Source organism: Cellulomonas persica (assembly GCF_007989825.1).
GTDB lineage: Bacteria > Actinomycetota > Actinomycetes > Actinomycetales > Cellulomonadaceae > Cellulomonas > Cellulomonas persica.
In genome coordinates this window covers 1-23,416 of record NZ_BJUA01000012.1, presented here as the reverse complement: position 1 = coordinate 23,416, position 23,416 = coordinate 1, and the positions used below count along the sequence as shown (strand labels likewise).

18 protein-coding genes are annotated in these 23,416 nt (G+C 72.5%); 13 read left to right on the top strand and 5 right to left on the bottom strand.

Features of this window, described 5'->3' with window-relative positions; genetic code table 11:
• Nucleotides 1-85 precede the first annotated feature (85 nt).
• Nucleotides 86-1,267 carry an ROK family transcriptional regulator gene (locus tag CPE01_RS12315; RefSeq protein WP_146807120.1) on the bottom strand — a complete coding sequence of 394 codons (1,182 nt, stop codon included), beginning with the start codon at nt 1,265-1,267 and terminating at the stop codon, nt 86-88.
• A 258-nt stretch (nt 1,268-1,525) separates the two neighbouring features.
• Between CPE01_RS12315 and CPE01_RS12310 the strand changes: the two genes are divergently transcribed.
• The 5 genes from CPE01_RS12310 (at nt 1,526) to CPE01_RS12290 (ending at nt 7,485) form a co-directional block, all read left to right on the top strand.
• A complete protein-coding gene (locus CPE01_RS12310; protein WP_246783926.1) occupies nt 1,526-3,007 on the top strand; it encodes a sugar ABC transporter ATP-binding protein in 1,482 nt (493 codons plus the stop codon).
• On the top strand, nt 3,004-4,077 hold the full coding sequence (locus CPE01_RS12305; protein WP_146807119.1) for an ABC transporter permease: 1,074 nt from the start codon (nt 3,004-3,006) through the stop codon (nt 4,075-4,077). Before CPE01_RS12310 ends, CPE01_RS12305 begins: the two co-directional genes overlap by 4 nt.
• Before the next feature lie 96 nt (nt 4,078-4,173).
• Nucleotides 4,174-5,226, top strand: coding sequence for a substrate-binding domain-containing protein (locus tag CPE01_RS12300; protein WP_146807118.1), 1,053 nt, complete (start codon nt 4,174-4,176; stop codon nt 5,224-5,226).
• Nucleotides 5,227-5,326: 100 nt separating this feature from the next.
• A complete protein-coding gene (locus CPE01_RS12295) occupies nt 5,327-6,481 on the top strand; it encodes a Gfo/Idh/MocA family protein (protein ID WP_146807172.1) in 1,155 nt (384 codons plus the stop codon).
• Nucleotides 6,482-6,483: 2 nt separating this feature from the next.
• Nucleotides 6,484-7,485: a sugar phosphate isomerase/epimerase family protein gene (locus tag CPE01_RS12290; RefSeq protein ID WP_146807117.1), complete on the top strand. Its 1,002-nt coding sequence runs from the start codon at nt 6,484-6,486 to the stop codon at nt 7,483-7,485.
• A gap of 166 nt (nt 7,486-7,651) precedes the next feature.
• Here CPE01_RS12290 and CPE01_RS12285 read toward each other — a convergent pair whose 3' ends face one another.
• Nucleotides 7,652-8,482, bottom strand: a complete 831-nt coding sequence (locus CPE01_RS12285; RefSeq protein WP_246783911.1) for an SAM-dependent methyltransferase — start codon at nt 8,480-8,482, stop codon at nt 7,652-7,654.
• Between the two features lie 405 nt (nt 8,483-8,887).
• Between CPE01_RS12285 and CPE01_RS12280 the strand changes: the two genes are divergently transcribed.
• From CPE01_RS12280 to CPE01_RS12270, 3 genes are all read left to right on the top strand, one after another.
• A complete protein-coding gene (locus CPE01_RS12280; protein ID WP_146807116.1) occupies nt 8,888-9,376 on the top strand; it encodes a DUF6318 family protein in 489 nt (162 codons plus the stop codon).
• Between the two features lie 2 nt (nt 9,377-9,378).
• Nucleotides 9,379-10,206 (top strand): hypothetical protein, encoded by an 828-nt coding sequence (locus CPE01_RS12275; protein WP_146807115.1) that lies wholly within the window; start codon nt 9,379-9,381, stop codon nt 10,204-10,206.
• A gap of 142 nt (nt 10,207-10,348) precedes the next feature.
• Entirely contained in the window at nt 10,349-11,794 is a 1,446-nt protein-coding gene (locus CPE01_RS12270; RefSeq protein WP_146807114.1) for a glycoside hydrolase family 43 protein, read from the top strand.
• A 66-nt stretch (nt 11,795-11,860) separates the two neighbouring features.
• Here the strand turns inward: CPE01_RS12270 and CPE01_RS16920 are convergent, their stop codons facing one another.
• The gene (locus CPE01_RS16920; RefSeq protein ID WP_186811526.1) at nt 11,861-12,514 is read right to left on the bottom strand and encodes a substrate-binding domain-containing protein; all 654 of its coding nucleotides are present in this window, start codon (nt 12,512-12,514) and stop codon (nt 11,861-11,863) included.
• On the opposite strand from CPE01_RS16920, the gene CPE01_RS12260 reads away from it, so the two are divergent.
• Both CPE01_RS12260 and CPE01_RS12255 read left to right on the top strand, forming a co-directional pair.
• A complete protein-coding gene (locus CPE01_RS12260; RefSeq protein WP_146807112.1) occupies nt 12,473-13,216 on the top strand; it encodes a FadR/GntR family transcriptional regulator in 744 nt (247 codons plus the stop codon). The two genes, CPE01_RS16920 and CPE01_RS12260, sit on opposite strands and share 42 nt — an antisense overlap.
• A 263-nt stretch (nt 13,217-13,479) precedes the next feature.
• Nucleotides 13,480-15,930, top strand: a complete 2,451-nt coding sequence (locus CPE01_RS12255) for an ATP-binding cassette domain-containing protein (RefSeq protein WP_146807111.1) — start codon at nt 13,480-13,482, stop codon at nt 15,928-15,930.
• A 16-nt stretch (nt 15,931-15,946) separates the two neighbouring features.
• Here CPE01_RS12255 and CPE01_RS12250 read toward each other — a convergent pair whose 3' ends face one another.
• Nucleotides 15,947-16,606: a DUF2278 family protein gene (locus CPE01_RS12250; RefSeq protein ID WP_146807110.1), complete on the bottom strand. Its 660-nt coding sequence runs from the start codon at nt 16,604-16,606 to the stop codon at nt 15,947-15,949.
• Between the two features lie 181 nt (nt 16,607-16,787).
• Between CPE01_RS12250 and CPE01_RS12245 the strand changes: the two genes are divergently transcribed.
• Nucleotides 16,788-17,669, top strand: coding sequence for a universal stress protein (locus tag CPE01_RS12245; RefSeq protein WP_186811525.1), 882 nt, complete (start codon nt 16,788-16,790; stop codon nt 17,667-17,669).
• Here CPE01_RS12245 and CPE01_RS12240 read toward each other — a convergent pair.
• Nucleotides 17,666-17,959, bottom strand: coding sequence for a YtxH domain-containing protein (locus CPE01_RS12240; protein WP_146807108.1), 294 nt, complete (start codon nt 17,957-17,959; stop codon nt 17,666-17,668). The genes CPE01_RS12245 and CPE01_RS12240 overlap by 4 nt on opposite strands.
• 441 nt (nt 17,960-18,400) lie before the next feature.
• Between CPE01_RS12240 and CPE01_RS12235 the strand changes: the two genes are divergently transcribed.
• Together CPE01_RS12235 and CPE01_RS12230 are read left to right on the top strand one after the other, a co-directional pair.
• Nucleotides 18,401-22,330: a family 43 glycosylhydrolase gene (locus tag CPE01_RS12235; RefSeq protein WP_146807107.1), complete on the top strand. Its 3,930-nt coding sequence runs from the start codon at nt 18,401-18,403 to the stop codon at nt 22,328-22,330.
• Nucleotides 22,331-22,410: 80 nt separating this feature from the next.
• The coding region (locus tag CPE01_RS12230) for an MFS transporter (RefSeq protein ID WP_146807106.1) at nt 22,411-23,416 on the top strand (1,006 nt) is incomplete at its 3' end.

Below are 23,416 nucleotides of genomic sequence, written 5' to 3'. Positions count from 1 at the left end.
TACACAGCACGTATACACACGGTGTATATGACGACGAGGCGGCGTCGGACGTCCCTCGGGAACGGTCGTCGGGACCCGACGACGGTCAGGCGATGAGGGCGTCGATCGCGGCGGCCGAGAGCACGTGCTCGGCCGCCATCGCGGACGCTCCGAGCACGCCCGCCTCCGCGCCGGTACGGGTCGCGACGATGCGCAGGTGCTGCGTCGCGAGCGGCAGCGACCGGCGGTAGACGACCTCGCGGATGCCCGCGATCAGGTGCTCGCCGGCCTCGGCCACCTGACCGCCGACGACGATGACCGACGGGTTGAGCAGGCTCACGCACGCGGCCAGCACGCCCCCGATGCTGCGTCCGGCCTCGCGCACCGCGTGGCTCGCGGTCAGGTCCCCGGCGCGCACGAGCGTGACCACGTCGGCGCTCGTCGTCGCCGCCAGGCCGCGCGCGGTGAGGTCGGACGCGATCGCCGGTCCGCTCGCGACCGCCTCGAGGCAGCCGGTGTTGCCGCAGCGGCACGGGCGCTCCTGGCCGCCGGGCACGGCGACGTGCCCGAGGTCGCCCGCGGCGCCCTGGGCCCCGCGTCGCAGCGCGCCGTCGGAGATGATCCCGGCGCCGATCCCGGTCGCGACCTTGACGTAGAGCAGGTGGTCCACGCCGCGCCATTGCGACGTGTGCTCGCCGAGCGCCATGAGGTTGACGTCGTTGTCGACCAGCACCGGCACGTGCAGGCGGGACGTGAGGATCCCGGGCACGTCGGCGTCGTCCCAGCCGGGCATGATCGGCGGGTTCGTGGGGCGGCCCGTGGCGTGGTCGACGGGTCCGGGCAGGCCGACCCCGACGCTGACGAGGTCGCTCGTCGGCCGCCCGGCCGTCGCGAGCAGACCGCGCCCGATCTCGACGACCCGGTCGAGGACCACGCGCGGCCCGTGGCCGATCGCGATCTGCTCGCCGTGCTCGGCCAGGACCCTGCCGGCCAGGTCGGTCACGGCAAGCCGCGCGTGCGTCGCGCCCAGGTCGACCGCGAGGACGACGCGTGCGGCGGGGTTGAACGCGAACGTCGCGGGCGGTCGGCCGCCGGTCGACGACGCCTCGCCCGCGGGGCTGACCAGGCCCGAGGCGAGCAGCAGGTCGACGCGCGTCGCGATGGTCGAGCGGGACTGGCCCGTCGCTGTCGCGAGGTCGGAGCGGGTCCGGGGGCGGCCGTCGCGTAGGAGCTGGAACAGCTCGCCGGTCCCGCTCGGACGCGGCGCGACGCGCGTCAGCTCCTCCATGCGCACAGTGAACCACTCCGTTTCGGCAGGTCGGCGGCACGTTCGTCCCCGGTCCGAGGGTCAAGCCCGCCGCTTTCGCGCGTCGCGATCGTGTAACGGTGCGCTCTAGTAGACAACTTTTGCTTGACCCGCGACAGAAGTATCCCTAACTTCGTCCGCATGGTCGACGCAGACCGCCGCACGGCGGGCACATCGGACGCAGCGCCGCGACCCGAGCCGCGCGGGCCCGAGCCACGCAGTGACACCCCGCTGCTCGTCATGCGCGGCATCGTCAAGCAGTTCCCGGGCGCCCGCGCTCTGGACGGCGTGGACCTCGAGGTGCGCGCGGGGGAGGTGCACTGCCTGCTCGGCCAGAACGGCGCGGGCAAGTCCACGCTCATCAAGGTGCTCGCTGGCGCGCACCAGCCGGACGCGGGCGAGATCGTCGTCGACGGCGAACCCGTCACCATCGCCGACCCGGTCGCCGGGCTGCGCCTGGGGATCGCGACGATGTACCAGGAGCTCGACGTGGTCGACGGGCTGTCGGTCGCCGAGAACATCTACCTGGGCCACGAGCTGTCCAGCGGCGGGTTCACGCGCCGCCGCGCGGTCGCCCAGCACACACGCGAGCTCATGGCACGCCTCGGCCACGCGTCGATCCCGGCGCACCGCGAGGTCGGCCGCCTGTCGGCGGCGGGCAAGCAGATCGTCAGCATGGCGCGGGCCCTGTCGCACGACGCGCGCGTCATCGTGATGGACGAGCCCTCGGCGGTCCTCGACTCCGAGGAGGTCGCGAACCTGTTCCGGGTCGTGCGCGACCTGACCGCCCAGGGCGTCTCGGTCGTCTACATCTCCCACCGGCTCGAGGAGATCCGCCAGATCGGGGACCGCATCACGGTCCTCAAGGACGGCCGGACCGTCGCCACCGGCCTGCCCGCGACCACCCCGACGCCCGACCTCATCCGGCTCATGACCGGTCGCACGGTCGAGTACGCGATCCCGCGCCGCACGCCCGTCGCCCCCGACGCGCCCGTGGTGCTCGACGTCGCGGACCTCGCGCTGCGCGGTGAGTTCGAGGGCGTCTCGTTCCAGGTGCGCGCGGGCGAGGTCGTCGGCCTCGCGGGGCTCGTCGGGTCCGGGCGCTCGGAGATCCTCGAGACGGTCTTCGGCGCCCGTCGCGCGACGAGCGGCACCGTGCGGGTCGCAGAGCGCCGCGTCCGGCCCGGCTCGGTCGCCGACGCGGTCGCCGCAGGGATCGGGCTGTGCCCCGAGGAGCGCAAGAGCCAGGGGCTGCTGCTCGACGAGCCGGTCTACCGCAACGTCACCCTCTCGACGTTCGCGCGCACCGCGCGCGGCGGGATGCTCGACGAGAACGCGGAGCGCGAGCAGGCGCGCGCCCAGGTCGCGGCCCTCGAGGTGCGTCCTGCCGACGTGACGCGGACCGCGCGCACGCTCTCGGGCGGCAACCAGCAGAAGATCGTCCTCGCACGCTGGCTCGTGCACGGCTGCCGCGTGCTCCTGCTCGACGAGCCCACGCGCGGCGTCGACGTCGGCGCCCGCGCGGAGATCTACGCGCTCGTCGCCGAGCTCACCGCTGCGGGTGCCGCGGTGGTCGTCGTCTCGAGCGAGATCGACGAGGTGCTCGGCCTCGCCGACCGCGTGCTCGTCGTCTCCGAAGGGCGCGTGGTCCACACGGGACCCGCCGCCGACATCGACGAGCACCGGGTGCTCGACCTCGTCATGGAAGGAAGTGCCGCATGAGCGAGCACGTCGCGAGCGACGCGCCGGCCCCGGGCAGCTCCGCACCGGGCAGCCCGGCCGAGGGTGGTGTCGTGGCGCCGCCGGCGGCGCAGCCGCGTCGCCGACGCGGGCTGCTGCACGGCCCGGCGGGCCGCAACCTCGGGCTCGTCATCGCGCTCGTCGCGATCTGCCTCGTCGGGATCATCACCGCGGGCGACCGGTTCGCCACGGTCGACAACCTCCTGACGATCCTGCGGCTCGCCTCGGTGCTCGGCGTGCTGTCGATCGGCATGACGTTCGTCATCACGGGCGGCGGGATCGACCTGTCGGTCGGCTCGGTGCTCGGCCTGGCCTCCGTGTGGGCCTCGACCCTCGCGACGCAGACGATGGCCCAGGACTCGCACTGGATCGTCATGGCGCTGGTCGCGCTCGGCGTCGGCGTGGGAGCGGGCCTGATCAACGGGATCCTCGTCGCCTACGGCAAGGTCGTCTCGTTCATCGCGACGCTCGCCATGATGGTCGCCGCGCGCGGCCTGGCCGAGGTCATCGCGAACCGCCAGACGCAGGTGGTCCGCGTGCGAGACTTCCTCGACTTCTTCCGGGCCGACCCGCTGGGCGTGCCGATGCTCGTCTGGATCTTCGCCGTGGTGTCCGTCGCCGGGTGGGTCCTGCTCAACCGCACGACGTTCGGGCGTCGCACGGTCGCCGTCGGCGGCAACGCCGAGGCCGCACGCCTCGCGGGCATCAAGGTGCAGCGCCACACCATGTACCTGTTCGCGCTGTCGGGCCTGGCCGCGGGCATCGCGGGCGTCATGATGCTCGGCCGCACCACGGCGGGCAGCTCGACCAACGGCATGCTCTACGAGCTCGACGCGATCGCGGCCGTCGTCGTCGGCGGCACCCTGCTGGCAGGCGGGCGCGGCAGCATCGTCGGCACCGTCCTGGGCGTCCTGATCTTCACCACGCTGACCAACGTGTTCACGCAGAACAACCTGTCGATCTCCGCCCAGTCCGTGTTCAAGGGCGCGATCATCGTCGGCGCCGTGCTGCTGCAGCAGCGGCTCGCGGACCGCTCCCGCGCGGGCACCTAGCCCCGCCACACACCCGCCGCCCCGCGGCGTCCCCGTCTCCCGCGCCGGCTCCCGCCCGACGCACCCCTCGTGCACCACCGATCAAGGAGGATCGCCATGTCCGCACGCCCGAGCCGTCGCTGGCTCGCCGCCGCCGGGGCGCTGGCCGCCGCGTCGCTGCTGGTGGCCGGCTGTACGTCCAACGAGCCGCAGGAGTCCGACGACGAGGCCACGCAGGCCGCCCAGGTGCCGGGCGGCGAGAACGACGAGCCGGGTGACACCGTCACCATCGGGTTCTCCGCCCCGGCCGCCGACCACGGCTGGATGGGCTCGATCACCAAGTCCGCCAAGGACCTGGCCGCGCAGTACGACGACATCGACCTCAAGGTCGCCGACGGCACGAACGACGTGAACCTGCAGATCAGCCAGATCGAGCAGTTCATCAACGACAAGGTCGACGCGATCGTCCTGCTGCCGTTCGACGGCGCCGCGCTGACCGAGGTGGCGATCAAGGCCATGAAGGCCGGCATCGTCGTCGTGAACGTGGACCGCGAGTTCGACGACCCGACGGCCGCCCGCACGACGGTGCTCGGCGACAACTACGGCATGGGGATCAGCGCCGGCCGGTTCATCTGCGACGAGCTCGGCGGCAAGGCCGACGCGAAGGTCGCCGAGATCGCCGGCATCGACTCGCTGCCGCTCACGCAGGACCGCAGCCGCGGGTTCGCCGACGCGCTCGGCGAGTGCGGGCTGAGCGTCTCGAACCGCGTCGCGGCGGACTTCACCGTCCAGGGCGGCGAGGCCGCGGCGGCGAACCTGCTGCAGGCCGCACCTCAGCTCGACGCGATCTGGAACCACGACGACGACCAGGGCGTGGGCGTCATGGCGGCGATCGAGGCCGCGAACCGTGACGAGTTCTTCATGGTCGGCGGCGCCGGGTCGAAGAACGTCATGGAGGCCATCAAGGCCGACGACAGCGTCCTGAAGGCCACGGTCATCTACCCGTCCACGCAGGCGGCCGACGGCATCAAGCTCGCGCGGCTGCTCGTGCAGGGCAAGTCGATGAGCGACCTGGTGGAGGTCGAGGTGCCCCGCACGATCCAGCTGTACGCGCCGGTCGTGACCAAGGAGAACGTCGACCAGTACCTGCCGACGGCCTTCCAGTCCTGACGCTCCCGGTGGGGCGGTCGCGACCCGGCCGCCCCACCCCGGCTCCCGAGGAGATCCCGTGACCGCACCCAGCACCGACCGACCCCGCCTGCGCGTCGGGATGGTCGGCTACGCCTTCATGGGCGTCGCCCACTCGCACGCGTGGCGCACCGCGCCCCGGTTCTTCGACCTGCCGCTCGAGGTCGACATGGCGGTCGTCGCCGGGCGCCACGAGGCCCCGCTGCGCGCCGCCGCCGCGCGCCTCGGCTGGCGCGAGACCACGACCGACTGGCGCACGCTCGTCGCGCGCGACGACGTGGACCTCGTCGACATCTGCACCCCGGGCGACACGCACGAGGAGATCGCGCTCGCGGCGCTCGCGGCCGGCAAGCACGTGCTGTGCGAGAAGCCGCTCGCCAACTCCGTTGCGCAGGCCGAGGCGATGGCCGCGGCCGCCGCCGCGGCGCCCGGCCAGGTCGCGATGGTCGGCTTCACCTACCGCCGCGTCCCGGCGATCCAGCTCGCGCGCACGCTGGTGGCCGAGGGCCGGATCGGGCAGGTGCGGCACGTGCGCGCGCAGTACCTGCAGGACTGGATCGCGGACCCGTCGGTGCCGCTGTCGTGGCGGCTCGACAAGCAGAAGGCCGGTTCGGGCTCGCTCGGGGACATCGGCGCGCACGTCGTCGACCTCGCGCAGTTCATCACGGGCGAGCAGGTCACGGGCGTCAGCGCGATCCTCGAGACGTTCGTCCACGAGCGTCCGGTGGCTGACGAGTTCACCGGGCTGTCGGGCTCGTCGTCGTCCTCCGGCGCGACCGGACCCGTGACCGTCGACGACGCCGCGATCTTCCTGGCCCGCATGTCCGGCGGGGGGCTGGCGACGTTCGAGGCGACGCGCTTCGCGTACGGCCGCAAGAACGCGATCCGGCTCGAGATCAACGGGTCGGCGGGTTCGCTCGCGTTCGACTTCGAGGACATGAACGTCCTGCACTACTTCGACGCGTCCGACCCCGCGGCGACCGCCGGGTTCCGCCGGATCGTCGTGACCGAGCCCGAGCACGCCTACGTGGCGGCGTGGTGGCCCGCGGGCCACGGGCTCGGGTACGAGCACGCGTTCACGCACCAGGCCGTCGACCTGGTCCGGGGGATCGCCGCGGGCGAGCACCCCGCCCCGACCTTCGCCGACGGGCTGCAGGTGCAGCGCGTCCTGGACGCCGTCGAACGCTCGGCGGCAGCCGACAGCACGTGGACCCCGATCGCGACGCAGGAGGCCTGACGATGACCCGTCCCATCACCCTGTTCACCGGCCAGTGGGCCGACCTGCCGTTCGAGGAGGTGGCGCGTCTCGCGTCCGGCTGGGGCTACGACGGCCTCGAGATCGCCTGCTGGGGCGACCACCTGGACCCGTGGCGCTGGGACGACGACGCGTACGTCGCCGACCGCCTGGCGATCCTCGAGCGCCACGGCCTCCAGGTGTGGGCGATCTCCAACCACCTCAAGGGCCAGGCCGTGTGCGACGACCCGATCGACGCCCGGCACCGCGACATCCTGTCCGACCAGGTGTGGGGCGACGGCGACCCCGAGGGCGTCCGGCAGCGCGCCGCGGAGGAGATGCAGCACACCGCGCGCCTCGCGGCGAAGCTGGGCGTGAAGACCGTCGTCGGCTTCACGGGCTCGTCGATCTGGAAGTACGTCGCGATGTTCCCGCCCGCGTCGGCCGCGATGGTCGACGCCGGCTACCAGGACTTCGCCGACCGCTGGAACCCGATCCTCGACGTGTACGACGAGGTCGGGGTGCGGTTCGCGCACGAGGTGCACCCGTCGGAGATCGCGTACGACTACTGGACGACGCAGCGCACGCTCGAGGCGATCGGCCACCGGGAGGCGTTCGGTCTGAACTGGGACCCGAGCCACTTCATGTGGCAGGACCTCGACCCGGTCGACTTCATCCTCGAGCACCGTGACCGGATCTACCACGTGGACTGCAAGGACGTGAAGCTCCGGCTCGGCAACGGTCGCAACGGCCGGCTCGGCTCGCACCTGCCGTGGGCGGACCTGCGCCGGGGTTGGGACTTCGTCTCGACCGGGCGCGGCGACGTGCCGTGGGAGGCGGCGTTCCGCGCACTGAACTCCATCGGCTACGACGGCCCGATCTCGGTGGAGTGGGAGGACGCGGGCATGGACCGCCTGCTCGGCGCCCCCGAGGCCCTGGACTTCGTCCGCCGCAACGCCTTCGACCCGCCCGCCGCCGCCTTCGACGCCGCCTTCACCTCCCGCTGACGCCGCGCCCGGGACGGTCAGGCGCCGCCGTCGCCGGTCTCTCGCCGGTCCCTCGCCCGGCCGAGGGGGTTTGGGTGGAGAAACGCTCGCTGAGGGAGCGTTTCTCCACCCACCGCGCGGCGGTCGGCGTGCGAGGACGGATGCGCTCGGCGCGCGTCGTGTCATGTCAGTGGCGCCGCGTCACGACCGCGAACACGGGCGACGCGGGGTCGAACGGCGCTCCCGTGACGTCGCCGTAGACCTGCGGCACGACGAAACCGGCGGCGACCAGCTCGTCGGTCACCTCCGCGACCGTCAGGCAGTGCAACCAGTTCCAGAACTGCCGCGTGCGGCCGTCCTTCGTGATCGTGTAGCGGTCGAGGACGAGCCGCAGCTCGGGGTACGTCCACGTCTCGTGCGACCCGTCGTAGGGCGGCTCCGCCCAGAAGCCGCCGTCGAGGTCGCGCTCGTGCCGCTCGCCCGGGCGTTCGAGCGCGAACCTCGGCGCCGCGGTGACGTCCATGACGAACGCGCCGCCCGGGCGCAGCGCGTCGTGCGTCCGACGCAGCAGCCCGCCACGCTGCGCGGGGCTCATGGCGCAGAAGTCCTCGTAGACAAAGATCGCCGCGTCGTGATCGCGGCCGAGGTCGTCGACGAGGTAGTTCGCGACGCCGAACTCGGCGGGCAGCCCGTCGGCGACCGCGACGGCGCGTGCATGCTCGATGGACCGTCGTGAAGCATCGAGGCCGAGGACGTGCACCCCGCGCCGAGCGAGCCGGTGCGCGTACACGCCGGGCCCGCACCCGAGGTCGAGCACCCGGTCGCCCGGCCGCAGCCCGAGCTCGTCGACGAGCCATGCCACCGACCGGTCGACGAACGCGTGCGGCCGGGACGCGGCCTCCGCGTCGGGGTCGAGGTGCAGCGCGAGCATCTGCGCCGAGATGTGCGGGTCGTCCCAGAACTCGGGCGTCGTGTACGCGCTGAACGGCGCAGGACGGGACGACGACGGCTCACGCACAGGCTGCGGCTCTCTCAGGCGGACTCCGGGAAACGCCAGGAATGCTGGCACGCGACGACCCGGCTGTCGCCGACAAATCCCACGCGTCACACGCACGCCGCACGCGGACCGACGGCCGCTGGATGAACGCCGTCGATGCGCGGAGGGGTGCTCCAGGTCGGACGCTCGTCCACAGCCCGGCGATATCGACCCCGTGCGCATGTCCGATTTGGGTACCTTGCCGCCATGTCTTCGGCCCACGCCACTCGCACGCCCGGCGCCCTAGGTCCTGCACGACGGGTAGCACTCGCGCTCACGTTCGCCGCCGCACTTGCCGGATGCGTGGGTGAAGGGGGAGGGGCGCAGACGACGACGCCGGCGCAGGACGGTACAGCGACAGCCTCGCCGCCTCCGACCTCCTCCCCGTTGCCGACGCCCGCCCCCTCGGCGACGGCGACCGGGCTCCCCGACTTCAGTGCGATCGATCTCACGGTCGCGCCCGAGCCGCCTGCCGCGCTCAGCCAGGCGCCGGACGAGAAGGCGGCGGCCGAGATCGCCGAGTACTTCGTGCGGCTCTACCCCTACACGGTCGTGACCAGGAACCTCACGCCGTTTCGCGACATCTCGTACAACGACTGCGGGTTCTGCAACCGCACGATCGAACGACTGCAGGGATATGACGCGAAGGGTGTCCGGTCGGAGGGCGGCGCGATCGTCGTGCACGAGGCCGTCGCCGAAGAGCTCAGCAACGACTACTACATCGTCAGGACCACCATCTCTGAGGACGCGTCGCGTGACGTCGGCGCCGACGGCACGGTCCTGCGCGAGGACCCGGGCTCGACCGACGTCACGTATGTGGTGGACGTGAAGTGGCACGACGGCGAGTGGTTCGTGATGACTCTGACGAACGGCTGACCGTGAGGAGCAACCGGGCCGCGTTCGCGGTCGTCCTCGCCTGGCTCCTCGTCGCCCTCGTGCCCAGCCCTGTCACCGCGAGCATCGGCGGTGAGATCGACGAGAGCGACATCCGGCTCCGAGCGGTAGACGCCACCGACGGCCTGGCGCGGTATCGAAGCAATCCAGACGCAGGCGAGTACGAGTGGAAGCGAGACCTGCCGTGCTGGAGCCGATTCCCTGAGATCGACAGAACATCGAACGAGGTCTGCTGGGGCGGGTCTGCCATCCAGCACGACCCCCCGGTGTGCGAGGACGGCGCGGCGCTGCAGCCCATCTGGCGGCGTCTTCGTTCCGACGTCACCTGGTGGAAGCAGGTTGGCTGGCACTGCCCCGAGCACCTGCTGCCGGAGATGACAGAGGAGGACTTCCGGCTTCTGTCGATCGCGCCTGCGCCCGCGCACATGCAGCCGACGGGGGGTGAAGTGCTGGTCAACAAGCCGACGATCGTGTTCACGGAGGGCGGCGTGCAGACGTTCCGCACGGACCTGCTCGGTTACGGGATCGATGTCGAGGCCACGCCACTGACGTTCACCTGGGACTTCGGCGACGGCGCACGGCCGCTCGTCACGGCGGAGCTCGGGCGCCCGTACCCGGACTTCGACCTCGCGCGCACGTACACGACCCCGACCCGCACCCACATCACGTTGACCGCGACGTGGACCGGCCGCTACCGCGTGGACATCGATCCGCTGCACAAGTGGCGGGACATCGACGGCACCGCGTTCACCACGGCCAGCACCCCGGACTTCGAGGTCGTCGAGCTACGGAGCCGTCTGGTCACCCCCTGACCCGCCCGGTGCGCTCGCCCGACGGTGCAGCGGCCCAGGCCCGCGCCTCTCGTCGTGTGCGGGGCGTCGTCGGTGGAGTGAGGCGCGGGATTCGTGCGTTTCTCTCCCCAGCCGGAAGCGTGGGAGGCTCGGCGTCGTGCCGATGCCGACGCGACCTGTGATCTCGGGGTTCCACCCCGACCCGTCGATCTGCCGCGTGGGGGAGACGTACTACCTCGCGTGCTCGAGCTTCGAGTACGCGCCAGGGGTGCCGATCTTCCGGTCGCAGGACCTGGTGACGTGGACGCTCGTCGGGCACGCGCTGTCGCGGCCGTCGCAGCTGCGCGTCGCGGACGCGGCGCCGTCGGGCGGCATCTACGCGCCCACGCTGCGGCACCACGACGGCCGGTTCTGGATGATCACGACGAACGTGTCCGACGGCCCGGGCCACCTGCTGGTCACCGCGGACGACCCGGCGGGGCCGTGGTCCGAGCCCGTGCGGATCGAGGGTGCGGGCGGCATCGACCCGGACATCGCGTGGGACGACGAGGGTCGGTGCCTCATCACGTGGTGCGACGCCGGTCTGCGTCAGGCGGAGCTCGACCCGACGACGGGCGCGCTGCTCACCGAGCCGCGGCTCGTGTGGGAGGGCACCGGGGGCGCGCACGTCGAGGGGCCGCACCTGTACCGGGTCGGGGACCTCTGGTACCTGCTCGCCGCCGAGGGGGGCACGGCCGCCGGCCACATGGAGACGATCGCGCGCGGTCCGTCGCCGTCCGGGCCGTGGGAGCCGTGCCCGACCAACCCCGTCCTGTCGGCGCGGAGCACCCCGGCGCCCGTGCAGAGCACCGGGCACGCCGACCTCGTGGAACGTCCCGACGGCTCGTGGGCGATGGTCTTCCTGGCCGTGCGGCCGCGTGGCTACTTCCCGTCGTGGCACGTGCTGGGCCGCGAGACGTACGCCGTCGAGATCGAGTGGCGTGACGGGTGGCCCGTCCCGACGACACCGATCGAGCCCGACGAGATCGCCCCGGCGCGTGAGCACCTGGGCGACGAGCTCGGCGGCGAGTGGGTGGGCGCGCACGTCTTCCCCGACGAGGTCCTGCGCCCCGCCGGCGACGGCACGTGGCTGCTGACCGCGGCGGCCGGCGGGCGCTCGTTCGTCGGACGCCGCCAGGAGCACACGCGCATGGTCGCGCACGCGCGGCTCGACGCGAACGGCGGCACCGGCGGGCTCGAGCTGCGGCTCGACCCGACGCACGCGGTGACGCTCGAGGTCAGCGGCTCGACGGTCCGCGCGATCGCACGGGTCGGCTCGCTCACGTCGGTGCTGGGTGAGGCGCCGCTGGACGAGGACGCGCTGCTCGAGATCGAGGTCCGCAGGTCGCCGTTCGGGGTGTTCAGCTACCAGCGGGGTCCCGACGAGGTCGTCGCGCGCGTCGAGAGCGCGGCGGGGCGGCGTGAGCTCGGGCGGCTCGACGGCCGCTACCTGTCGACCGAGGTCGCGGCGGGGTTCACCGGGCGGATGGTCGGCCTGGTGGCGGAGAGCGGCGAGGTGGTCGTGCGCTCGTTCGAGTACCGCGGGCACGACGACCCGGACGACCTCTAGCCGCAGCGCGTTCCCGTGGGTCGGACGGACCCCTCGGACGGCGAGCGGATCAGGTCGACGAGCGCGTCAGGTCGACGAGCGGGCCACCACCCACGCGCCGTCGTCGCGCAGCAGCAGGCCCTGCCACGGCTCGCCGTCGATGGTTTGGACCGTGCGTCGTGCGAGGTCACGGGCCTGCGTGTCGAGGTCGAGGCGCACGGACGACAGCGACGGGAACGCGAACGGCGCAGCAGACGAGTCGTCGACGCCGACGACCCCGACGCGGCCCGGCACGTCGACGTCCGCGCGGTGCAGAGCGGCGAGCACCTCGAGCGCGGTCCGGTCGTCGAACGCGCACACCCCGGTGCGGCCGGGCCCGGCGGCCCAGTCGCGCACGAGCGGGTCGAGCGTGTCGTCGTCCGTGATGCGCACCCTGGGCAGGGGTGAGCCGACGACCTCGCTCGCGCCCGCGTGGCGGCCGTCGACGCGCGCCACGAACCCCACCTCGGCTGGCTCGGCGTAGACGAGGCGGTCGTAGCCGCGTTCGAGCAGGTGGCGCGCCTGGGTGGAAACCCCGGCCCCGCGCGCGTGCGGGACGCGAGACGATGACGACCACGGTCGGTTGATCAGACGCGTGACGTCTGATGTCTGACGTAGTACGCTGCACTCGAGGTTTCCGGCGACACAGGGGTCAAGCAGATGGTGGACACCACGGCAGCAGCCGCGACGGGCCGCGCGCACGCACGCGTCGCGCCCTCGCGCTCCTCGGCGACGGCCGCCCAGATCAAGGAGCTCATCCTCACCAGGAACCTGCACCCGGGGGACCCGCTCCCCACCGAGAACGAGCTGTGCGACCTGCTCGGTGTCTCGCGGTCCAGCGTCCGCGAGGCCGTGCGGACCCTCACGACGCTCGGGATCGCCGAGGTGCGGCACGGCCACGGCACGTTCGTCGGGCAGATGTCGCTCGACGCGCTGGTCGAGACCCTCGTCTTCCGCGGCGCGCTGCTGCCCGGCGACGACCTCAAGGCCCTGCGCGAGATCATCGAGATCCGCGAGGCCCTCGACCTCGCGATGGCCGAGCGGCTCGCCGACGCCGTGCGCGGCACGTCGAACCCTGAGCTGTGGCGCCTCGTCGAGTCCATGGAGGCCTCGAGCGACCGCGGCGAGACGTTCGCGGAGGCCGACCGGCAGTTCCACACCGCGCTGCTCGCGACGATGGGCAACTCGATCGTCGGGCCGCTCGTCGGTGCGTTCTGGGACGTCCACACGGCCGTCATGCCGCGCCTCGGCGTGGGCCTGCCCGACGACCTCGCGCAGACCGCCCACGCGCACCGCGAGATGCTCGAGGCGGCCGAGGCGGGCGACGTCGCCGCCTACCAGGCCGCCGTCCACCGGCACTACGCGCCGCTCGCCCGTGCGCTCGGCACGTCGGCGGGCGCGTGACCGCGGGCTGACCGACCCCGCGGGACGCGTCGCGGTCGCGCGCGCGGCGCTCGCGCAGCTCGCCCCCTGACGGCAGCGCGACTCCCGAGCAGCAGCCCCGCGGGCTGCTCGCGTCCGTCGGCACGGGTCGCCCTGCCCGGACGAGGGGGGTCGCGACAGGTGTCGGACGCGACCGCTAGCGTGGCCGGACGAGCACGCCCCACGTGCGCGCGACGGGCCGGTCCTCCGTCGCGTGCCGTGCGCACCGAGGGAGAACGCGAGCGATGACGACGCGAGCCACGACGACGGACGCGATGACGCGCGGTGGCGCTGACGGGCGGCACCCCGCCGACAGCCACGACCTGATCCGGGTGCGCGGCGCGCGCGAGAACAACCTGCAGGACGTCAGCATCGACCTGCCCAAGCGGCGTCTGACGGTGTTCACCGGGGTCTCCGGCTCGGGCAAGAGCTCGCTGGTGTTCTCGACGATCGCGGCCGAGTCCCAGCGCATGATCAACGAGACGTACAGCGCGTTCGTGCAGGGGTTCATGCCCAGCCTGCCGCGCCCGGACGTCGACCTGCTCGACGGCCTGACCACCGCGATCATCGTCGACCAGGAGCGCATGGGGGCGAACTCGCGCTCGACGGTCGGCACCGCCACCGACGTCAACGCCAAGCTGCGCATCCTGTTCAGCCGGCTCGGGCAGCCGCACATCGGCTCGTCGCAGGCGTACGCGTTCAACATCCCGTCGGTGAGCGGTGCGGGCGCGATCACCATCGAGGGACCCACGGGCGCGCGCAAGGAGCGGCGCGAGTTCAGCCAGATCGGCGGCATGTGCCCGCGGTGCGAGGGCATGGGCAGCGTGACGGACTTCGACCTGACGGCGCTGTTCGACGCGAGCAAGTCGCTCAACGAGGGCGCGCTGACCATCCCGGGCTACACGATGGACGGCTGGTACGGGCGCATCTTCCGGGAGTGCGGGTTCTTCGACCCCGACAAGCCCATCGGGACGTTCACCAAGCGCGAGCTCGACGCCCTGCTGCACAAGGAGCCGACGCGCATCAAGGTCGAGGGCATCAACGTCACGTACGAGGGCCTGATCCCGCGCATCCAGAAGTCGTTCCTGTCCAAGGACCGCGAGGCGATGCAGCCGCACATCCGGGCGTTCGTCGACCGCGCGATCACGTTCACGACCTGCCCGGAGTGCGACGGCACGCGCCTGAACGAGGCGGCGCGCTCGTCGAAGGTCGCCGGCATCTCGATCGCGGACGCGTGCGCGATGCAGATCAGCGACCTCGCGGAGTGGGTGCGCGGGCTCGACAAGCCTGGGGGCACCTCCCACGGGAAGGATGGCTCCGCCACCCCGTGGGGGACAGTCGCGCCGCTGCTCACGTCGTTGGCCGAGACGCTCGACTCGTTCGTCGACATCGGGCTCGGCTACCTCAGCCTCGACCGGCCTGCCGGCACGCTGTCGGGCGGCGAGGCGCAGCGCACCAAGATGGTCCGGCACCTGGGGTCGTCGCTCACGGACGTGACGTACGTGTTCGACGAGCCGACGATCGGCCTGCACCCGCACGACGTGCAGCGCATGAACGAGCTGCTCCTGCAGCTGCGGGACAAGGGCAACACGGTGCTCGTCGTCGAGCACAAGCCCGAGGCGATCGTCATCGCCGACCACGTGGTCGACCTCGGACCCCGGGCAGGCACGGCCGGTGGTCAGGTGTGCTTCGAGGGCACGGTCGACGAGCTGCGGGCCAGCGGCACGCTCACGGGCCGGCACCTCGACGACCGCGCCCGGCTCAAGGACACGGTGCGCACCCCGAACGGCGCGATCGAGATCCGCGGCGCGAGCACCCACAACCTGCGGGGTGTCGACGTCGACGTGCCGCTCGGCGTGCTCGTCGTCGTCACGGGTGTCGCCGGCTCGGGCAAGAGCTCGCTCATCCACGGCTCGCTCGCGCGACGGGAGGACGTGGTCGAGATCGACCAGACCGCGATCCGCGGCTCACGCCGCAGCAACCCCGCGACGTACACGGGACTGCTCGAGCCCATCCGCAAGGCGTTCGCGAAGGCGAACGGCGTCAAGCCCGCGCTGTTCAGCGCGAACTCCGAGGGCGCGTGCCCCGCGTGCAACGGCGCGGGCGTCATCTACACGGACCTCGCGATGATGACGGGCGTCACGACGACGTGCGAGGTGTGCGAGGGGCGGCGGTTCCAGGCCGCGGTGCTCGAGTACACGCTCGGCGGCCAGAACATCGCGGACGTGCTGGCGATGTCCGTCGCGCAGGCCGAGGAGTTCTTCGGCGCGGGCGACGCGCGCACGCCGGCCGCGCACGCGATCCTCGACCGGCTCGCCGACGTCGGTCTCGGCTACCTCTCGCTCGGCCAGCCGCTCACGACCCTGTCCGGCGGCGAGCGCCAGCGCCTCAAGCTCGCGACGCACATGGGGGACAAGGGCGGCGTGTACGTGCTCGACGAGCCGACCTCGGGCCTGCACCTCGCGGACGTCGAGCAGCTCCTCGCGCTGCTCGACCGGCTCGTCGACTCGGGCAAGTCCGTGATCGTCATCGAGCACCACCAGGCGGTCATGGCGCACGCCGACTGGATCATCGACCTGGGGCCGGGCGCGGGTCACGACGGCGGTCGGCTCGTGTTCGAGGGCACGCCCGCGGCGCTCGTCGCGGACCGCTCGACGCTCACGGGCCAGCACCTGGCGACCTACGTCGGCGCGTGAGCCGGGTCCGCGTGCGTCACAGGGGGTGGCCGTCGTCGTCGGTCGTCGACGCCTGGGACGTGAACTTCGAGACGAACACCGCGTAGCCGCCGTCGGGGCGCAGGACGAGCGTCGCGCCGTCCTGCCAGGTCCCGTTCTCGTCCCACCACTGCGACCCGGCGGGGTCGCCCTGGTTCTGGTGGATGTTGTGCACGCCGAGCCCGCTCGTGAACGGCTCGCCGAAGACGAGCGTGCGCGACCCGACCTGGAGCACCGACTCGAGCGCGGTGGCCGCGGCGACGTTGTCCCCGGCTGTCCACGCGTTGCTCATGAGCCACTGGTTGAGCGCCCGCAGCCACGCGGGTGGCGCGGTCACGAACAGGCAGCCGCCGCGGGGCCGGAACGCGGGGTGCCGGATGAGGTCGACCGCGCCGCTCGTCGGCGTGCTCGCCAGGACGTGGAAGCCGGGCGTCAACGTGGCCACGGGCCCGAGGTCACGCGCCGTGACGCCGAACGTGCGCCATTGCACCCCGACCGCCGAGCTCGCGGAGTCCACGTCGACCGCGCACCGGTAGGTGCCCGCGGCGGTCTGCACCCGCAGGTTGACGTGGAACCACCGGCCCTGGTTGTCGGGGGTGTCGCGCTCGTGCGACAGGAGCGTGCCGACCAGGACGCCGTAGCCGTGATCGAGGGGCATGGCCCCAGCGTCCTCCCGACGACGAGAGCGCACCACGCGAGGCTTCACGACGGGCCGAAAGGCCCATATCCGGCGGCGCATCGCGGAGGTACAACCGAAGGGAGAGCAAGTCCCGCGCGGCGGCCCCGAGCCGTCGACCGGACGACTGCCGCGGCGCGGCTCCCGTGGAGGAGTGGCGGCCATGAGCACCCCGACGACGACGCCCAGGACAGACGAGGCGACGACGCGCACCCCGCGCGGCGCCCGGCCGTGGATGGTGGTCGGTGACGACCGCACGGAGTCGGCCGCGGGCGTGTGGGGGTGGGTCGCGGCGCAGCCGTGGCCGGGCTGGCGGGTCACCGCGGTGACCGCGCGCCCGACCGAGGACGGTGCGCCCGGTGACCGCGCGGCACCGCACGCGTGGCAGCCGGTGCCCCTGCGCGAGCTGGCCGGCACGGACGTCGAGCACGTCCTGGCGGAAGCCGACCCGCGCACGGTGCTCGACGGGTACCGGGACGCCGACCTGCTCGTGATCGGCCCGCGCGGTCCCGGGCTGCTCAAGCGGCTGCACCTGGGCAGCACCGCCGAGTGGCTCGTCTCCGGGCACCGGCCGCTGGCCCCGGTGGTGATCGCCCGCTCGACCGAGCCCGTGCGGTCGGTGCTGGTGTGCGCCGACGGCTCACCGGATGCCCTCGACGCGGTGCGCACGTTCGCGGGGCTGCCGCTCGCACGCGAGGCAGAGGTGACCGTGCTCGGCGTCGACGCCCCGGAGGGCGGGACGCGTGCCGCGGTGGTCGAGGCCGCGCACGAGCTGCGGGCCGCGGGCGTGGGCCAGGTGCGCACGCTGCTCGTCGGCGCGGTGCCGATGACCGTGACGTTCGACGTGCGGCCGACGATCCTCGGCATGATCGAGAAGGCCGAGCCGGACCTCGTCGTCGTGGGGACCCGGGGGCTGAGCGGTCTGCGCCGTGCGGTGATGGGCTCGACGGCGTCGGCGGTCGTGCACCACGCACGGTGCTCGGTCCTCGTCGGGCGCGCGGGTGACCGCGGCCGGTCGGCCGATCCCGTCAGCGAGGTGCGCTAGATGTCGTAGCGGGTCTCGGGCTCCACGACGACGGTCGGCTCGGCGTCGTCCGACTTGCCGGTGGCGGACCGCACGGCGTCGACCGCCTTGTCCTTGAGCGCACCACCCTGGGTCTTGGCGAACTCCTTGGCCTGCTCCTCGACGTCCTGCACGTACTCCTGCACGCGGGGGTGGCGCCAGGCCTCGCCGGCCTTCTCGCCCGCCTTGCCCAGGATCTCGCGCCCGCGGCGCGTGGCCAGCAGGTAGCCGACGCCGACTCCGACCACGAACGTCCCGACTCTCGTACCCACGCCTGACACCTCCTGAAGACGATCCCTACGAATCCCCCGACCCTAGTTGTCGTCCGCGCATCGCGCGCGCCCGCAGCCGGGGGTCACCCGACCGCGGCAATGTTGCGCGCAGGGGCTTCCCCCGGTGACGTGTGAGCGCTAACATCGCGACCACCGGACGGCGTCGAGCCGGCCGGGCACAGCCGCCGACGACGTCGCACCCCCGTGCAAGGGAGCACGGGACCCCCAAGGACCAGCACGACCACACCCCGAGCGCCACGCACGCGATCCCGCCGATTCGCGTCCGGCACGACGGCGCTCACGGGCGGGTTCCCCACCCGCCAGGCCGCCCCGGAGGGCCGCACACCTCCGGGGCGGCCCACCTCTGGGGCTGCGTGTGAGCGCCCGGAGGTCCGCGCGGTGGTGACGTCACCACCGCGCAGCCACGACGAGAGGAAGACGATGCGTCCGACAGCCACCCGCACGACGAGCGCGGTCGCGCTCGCGGGCCTCGTGCTCGCTGGGCTCGCGACGCCCGCCGTGCCCGCGACCGCAGCCGATCCGGCCGCGCCCCCGACCGACGCCCTCGCGGCCCACTACGACTTCGCCGACCTCAGCTCGTCGACGGTGCAGGACGTCAGCGGGAACGACCGGGACGCGACGGTCGTCGGGGCCGTCGTCCCGGGTCAGCGCGGTCTGCGGCTCAGCTCGAGCGCGTACGTGAACCTGCCGCCGCTGCTGGCCGGCGCGACGAGCGCGAGCGTCGCGGTCGAGGTGAAGGCGGACGCGGCGGCGTTCCTCGCCAACAACTTCGTCTGGACGTTCGGCGGGGTGGGCGTGAGCCCGTCCGGCGGCGGCACCGGCTACTGGTTCGGCGCGGTGCACACCACCCGCGCACGCACCAAGATCACGCCTACCAACTGGCAGAACGAGAAGGACGCGCACAGCAGCACGACGCTCGCGGCGGACACCTGGTACAGCATGACCAGCGTCCTCGACGCCGACGCGCAGACCCTGACGCTCTACGTCGACGGCGTCCAGGCGGCGCAGGCCACGGGCGTCACCGTCACGCCGTCCCAGTTCGGCAGCCACGCGGTCAACTACCTCGGGCGCTCGGCGTACAGCGACGACGTGAACTTCACCGGCGAGGTCGCCGACCTGCGCGTCTACACCGACGCGCTGACGCCCGCCGAGGTCGACGCGATCGCCGACGAGCAGGCCGTCGAGGCGCTCGCCGCGCAGCGCGCGCAGGTCGAGGCCGCGCTCGGCGTCGAGGGCGCGACGGGCCGCGCGACGCGCAGCGTGGCGCTGCCGCCGGGGGTCACGTTCACCTCGTCGGACACGTCCGTGATCAGCAACACCGGGGTCGTCGTGCGACCGGCCGCGGGCGAGCCCGACGCGCACGTGACGCTGCAGGTGGGCTACGCGACGCGCGGTCTGACCGAGTCCGCGACGTACGAGCTCACCGTGCCCGCGCAGCGCGAGGACCGTCTCGTGGCGCACTACGCGCTCGACGAGACGAGCGGGTTCGTCGCGGCCGACGCGTCGGGCAACGGCGCGGACGCGACCGTCGTCGGCGACGCGACCTGGCTCGGCGGGTACGGCCTGCGCCTGAACGGCACCGGCTACGTGTCGCTGCCGAGCAACCTGCTCGTGGGTGCGCGCAGCGCGACGGTCTCGATCGAGACGAGCGCCGACCCGGTCTCGCTGGGTCGCAACAACTTCCTGTGGAACATCGGTGGGTCCGGCACGCAGGGGTACTGGTTCGCGACCACCGGCAACGGGCACGCGCGCACCAAGATCACGGCGACCACGTACACGGCCGAGCAGAGCGCCGAGGACCCGGCCGCGTTCCCCGCGCGCACGTGGACGAACATCACCGCGACGATCGACGGCTCGGTCTCGCCGGCGACGATCACGCTGTACGTGGACGGCGAGCAGGTCGCGACGACGACGAACGACCTCGTCGTGACGCCCGCGCAGCTCGCGACGCAGACGCTCAACTCGATCGGCCGCTCGGCCTACGGCGCGGACTCGATGTACGTCGGCGCGGTCTCGCAGGCGCGCATCTACGCCAAGGCGCTCACCCCGGAGCAGGTCGCGGACCTGTACCTCGAGAACGCCCCGACCGTCGCGGGCGCGTTCGCGGTGGACGTCGCGGCTGTCGCCGGCACGCAGGTCACCACGGCGCTCCCGGGTGCTCCGGGTGTCACGTGGACGGCGGACGTCGAGGGCGTCGTCGCCCCGGACGGCACGATCACGCGGCCTCAGTCCGAGCAGGACCAGCTCGTCGACGTCACGGCGACGGCGACGTACGTCGATCGCACGGGCGCCGGCACCACGCTTCCCGCGGTGTCGTTCCAGGTCCCGACGCGTCTGCCGAACGACGGCCCCGCGCTCGTCGACGCGGACGGCGGGCACTTCTACGCCGACCCGAACGTCGCGGTCTTCGGCGACACGTACTACATCTACGCGACGAGCGACGGGAAGCCCGGCTGGGGCGGCAACACGTTCTACTCGTGGAGCTCGAAGGACCTCGTCACGTGGACCCGCGCGGCCGAGCCGTTCCTGACGCTCGACGGCAACAACGGCAACGTGCCGTGGGCGACCGGCAATGCGTGGGCGCCGACGATCATCGAGCGTGACGGGAAGTACTACTTCTACTTCTCGGGCCACCACCCGGGTGACAACGCCAAGAACATCGGTGTCGCCGTGGCCGACAGCCCCGAGGGCCCGTTCACCGCGATGAGCGACTCGATGCTCAAGGGGAGCACCGGCAACGGGCAGGAGATCGACCCGGCGGCGTTCCGGGACCCGAGGACCGGCAAGTACTACCTGTTCTGGGGCAACGGCACGCCGTACTACGCCGAGCTCAACGACTCGATGACCTCGCTCAAGACGTCCCCGATGTCCATCGGCGGGCTGACGAACTTCCGCGAGGGCCTGTTCATGAACTACCGCGAGGGCACGTACCACCTGACGTACTCGATCGACGACACCGGCAGCGAGAACTACCGCGTCGGCTACGCGACCGCGACGTCGATCACCGGCCCGTACATCTACCGCGGCGAGATCCTCGTCAAGGACCCGGCGCTCGACGTCTACGCGACGGGCCACTCGTCGATCCTCAACGTCCCCGGCACCGACGACTGGTACATCGTCTACCACCGGTTCGCGCAGAGCGTCCCGGCCGGTCAGCGCACCGGGTACTACCGCGAGACGAAGATCGACAAGATCACCATCGGCGCGAACGGGCTGTTCCAGCGCATCCAGCCGACGCTCAAGCACGTCACGCCGCAGACGGTCATGACGCCGACGCTCACCGGCACCGCGCGCGTCGGCTCGACGCTCACGGCCGCGCCGACAGGCCCGGAGTGGACCGCGACCGGGTTCCGCTGGTTCGTCGACGGTGAGCTCGTCGCGGGCCAGACCGGCTCGACGTACGTCGTCCGCGCCGCCGACGCCGGGCGCACCGTGACCGCGGAGATCACCGCGACCGACGCCTACGGGCACGTCTCGGTGCGCACCACGTCCGGGGTCGCCGTGGCGCTGCGCAGCGACGCGACGCTCGCGTCGATCACGGTCGACGGGACGCCGCTGCCCGGGTTCACGCCCGGCGTGCGGCAGTACGCCGTGCAGACCGCGACCGGCACGGCGGTCGTCGCAGCCGTCGCGAGCGACCCGGCGGCAACCGTCGTCGTCGCGCCACGGGCGTCGGACGGCAGCTACGTCATCACGGTGACGGCGCAGGACGGCACGACGACCGCGACGTACCGGGTCGTCGTGACGAAGAAGGTCGTCCTGGCGACGTCGTCGACGTCCGTGACGGTCTCGTCGTCCGTGCAGTACGGCGCGGCGCACACGGTGAAGGTCAAGGTCAGCGCCGGGACGACGAAGGTCACGGGCACCGCGACCGTCACGCTCCGCACGGGCACCAAGGTGGTCCGCACCCTGAAGGCGACGCTCTCGAGCGGCGCCGCCACCGTGACCCTGCCGCGCCTGTCCGTGGGCACCTACAGCGTGACCGCCGCGTACTCGGGCAGCTCGACCGTCAAGTCGTCGTCGACGACGAGGACCACCAAGGTCACCAAGGTGCGCTCGAGCATCACGACGACCCTCGGCAAGTCGAGCATCAAGGCGAAGACCGGCTCGACGCTCCTCAAGGTCAAGGTGCGCACGACGACGGGCGTCGTCCCGACCGGGAAGGCGAAGATCCAGCTCGTCCAGGGCGGCAAGGTGCGCCGCACCATCTACGCGCCGCTGTCCGGCGGGGCCGCGTCCGTCACCGTGAAGTCCCTCGGCATCAAGGGCACCTACACGGTGAAGGTCACCTACGCGGGCACGACGAACATCGGCTCGAGCTCGGCGGCCCGCACCCTGCGGGTCGTCTGACCGGCGCCGTCGCGGCGTCCGCCACCGGCTGAGGCGGACGCCGCGACGGTCCCCAACTGTCTGCCGCCTACAGTGAGGCGGTGAGGTCCCTCGTCGTCGACACGACGCCCCTGCGGATCAGTCCCGCGTTCCGCAGGCTGTGGTGGGGGCTGTCCGTCTCGAACCTCGGCACGCAGCTGACGGTCGTCGCGGTCGGGCTGCAGGTCTACGACATCACCGGCTCGACCCTGTCCGTCGGGGTGCTCGGGATGTTCGCGTTCGTCCCGCTCGTGATCTTCGGGCTGTACGGCGGCGCGATCGTGGACCACTACGACCGCCGGCAGGTCGCACTCGTCGCGAGCCTCGTGTCCTGGGCCGCGATCATGGTGCTCGCGGTGCAGGGCTGGTTCGGCAACGAGCACGTCGGGCTGCTGTACGCCCTGACGGCCGTGCAGTCCGCGGCCAACGCCGTGAACTCCCCGGCGAGGTCCGCGATCATCCCGCGCCTGCTCGAGCCGCGGCTCATGCCCGCCGCCAACGCGCTGCAGGCCATCGGGTTCCAGACCGCGCTGACGGTGGGGCCGCTCGCCGGCGCCGCGCTCGCGTCCATCGACTTCGGGCTCGCCTACACGGTCGACGCGGTGCTGTTCACCGCCGCGCTCGTCGCCGTGTTCAGGTTGCCTCCCGTCCCGCCCGAGCCCTCGGACACCCGCCGCGCACGCGTCGGCCTCGGCTCGGTCGTCGACGGCCTGCGCTACCTCGGCACCCAGCCGAACGTGCGCATGACGTTCCTCGTCGACCTGTGCGCGATGGTCCTGGCCATGCCGCGCGTCGTGTTCCCCGCCGTCGGCATCTGGTACCTCGGTGGCGGCGCGACGACGACCGGCATCCTCACCGCCGCGCTCGCGGTCGGCGCCGTCACCTCGGGCCTGCTGTCCGGCGGGCTCGCGCGCGTCGTGTGGCAGGGGCGCGTCATCACGTGGGCCATCACGGGGTGGGCCGCATCGGTGGCGGCGTTCGGGCTCGTGCTGGTCGTCGTCGGGCGGGATCGTCCGGAGAACGTCCTGTGGGGCGCGCTCGCGATCGCGTGCCTCACGCTCGTCGCCG

Bases quoted from the DNA above. Each gene is read 5' to 3' on its own strand.
- CPE01_RS12260 (WP_146807112.1), top strand. From the start codon at position 12,473: ATGGTGGACACCACGGCAGCAGCCGCGACGGGCCGCGCGCACGCACGC.
- CPE01_RS12250 (WP_146807110.1), bottom strand. From the start codon at position 16,606: ATGCCCCTCGATCACGGCTACGGCGTCCTGGTCGGCACGCTCCTGTCG.
- CPE01_RS12295 (WP_146807172.1), top strand. From the start codon at position 5,327: ATGGTCGGCTACGCCTTCATGGGCGTCGCCCACTCGCACGCGTGGCGC.
- CPE01_RS12270 (WP_146807114.1), top strand. From the start codon at position 10,349: ATGCCGACGCGACCTGTGATCTCGGGGTTCCACCCCGACCCGTCGATC.
- CPE01_RS12305 (WP_146807119.1), top strand. From the start codon at position 3,004: ATGAGCGAGCACGTCGCGAGCGACGCGCCGGCCCCGGGCAGCTCCGCA.
- CPE01_RS12300 (WP_146807118.1), top strand. From the start codon at position 4,174: ATGTCCGCACGCCCGAGCCGTCGCTGGCTCGCCGCCGCCGGGGCGCTG.
- CPE01_RS12235 (WP_146807107.1), top strand. From the start codon at position 18,401: ATGCGTCCGACAGCCACCCGCACGACGAGCGCGGTCGCGCTCGCGGGC.
- CPE01_RS12255 (WP_146807111.1), top strand. From the start codon at position 13,480: ATGACGACGCGAGCCACGACGACGGACGCGATGACGCGCGGTGGCGCT.
- CPE01_RS12315 (WP_146807120.1), bottom strand. From the start codon at position 1,267: ATGGAGGAGCTGACGCGCGTCGCGCCGCGTCCGAGCGGGACCGGCGAG.
- CPE01_RS12310 (WP_246783926.1), top strand. From the start codon at position 1,526: ATGCGCGGCATCGTCAAGCAGTTCCCGGGCGCCCGCGCTCTGGACGGC.
- CPE01_RS12245 (WP_186811525.1), top strand. From the start codon at position 16,788: ATGAGCACCCCGACGACGACGCCCAGGACAGACGAGGCGACGACGCGC.
- CPE01_RS12290 (WP_146807117.1), top strand. From the start codon at position 6,484: ATGACCCGTCCCATCACCCTGTTCACCGGCCAGTGGGCCGACCTGCCG.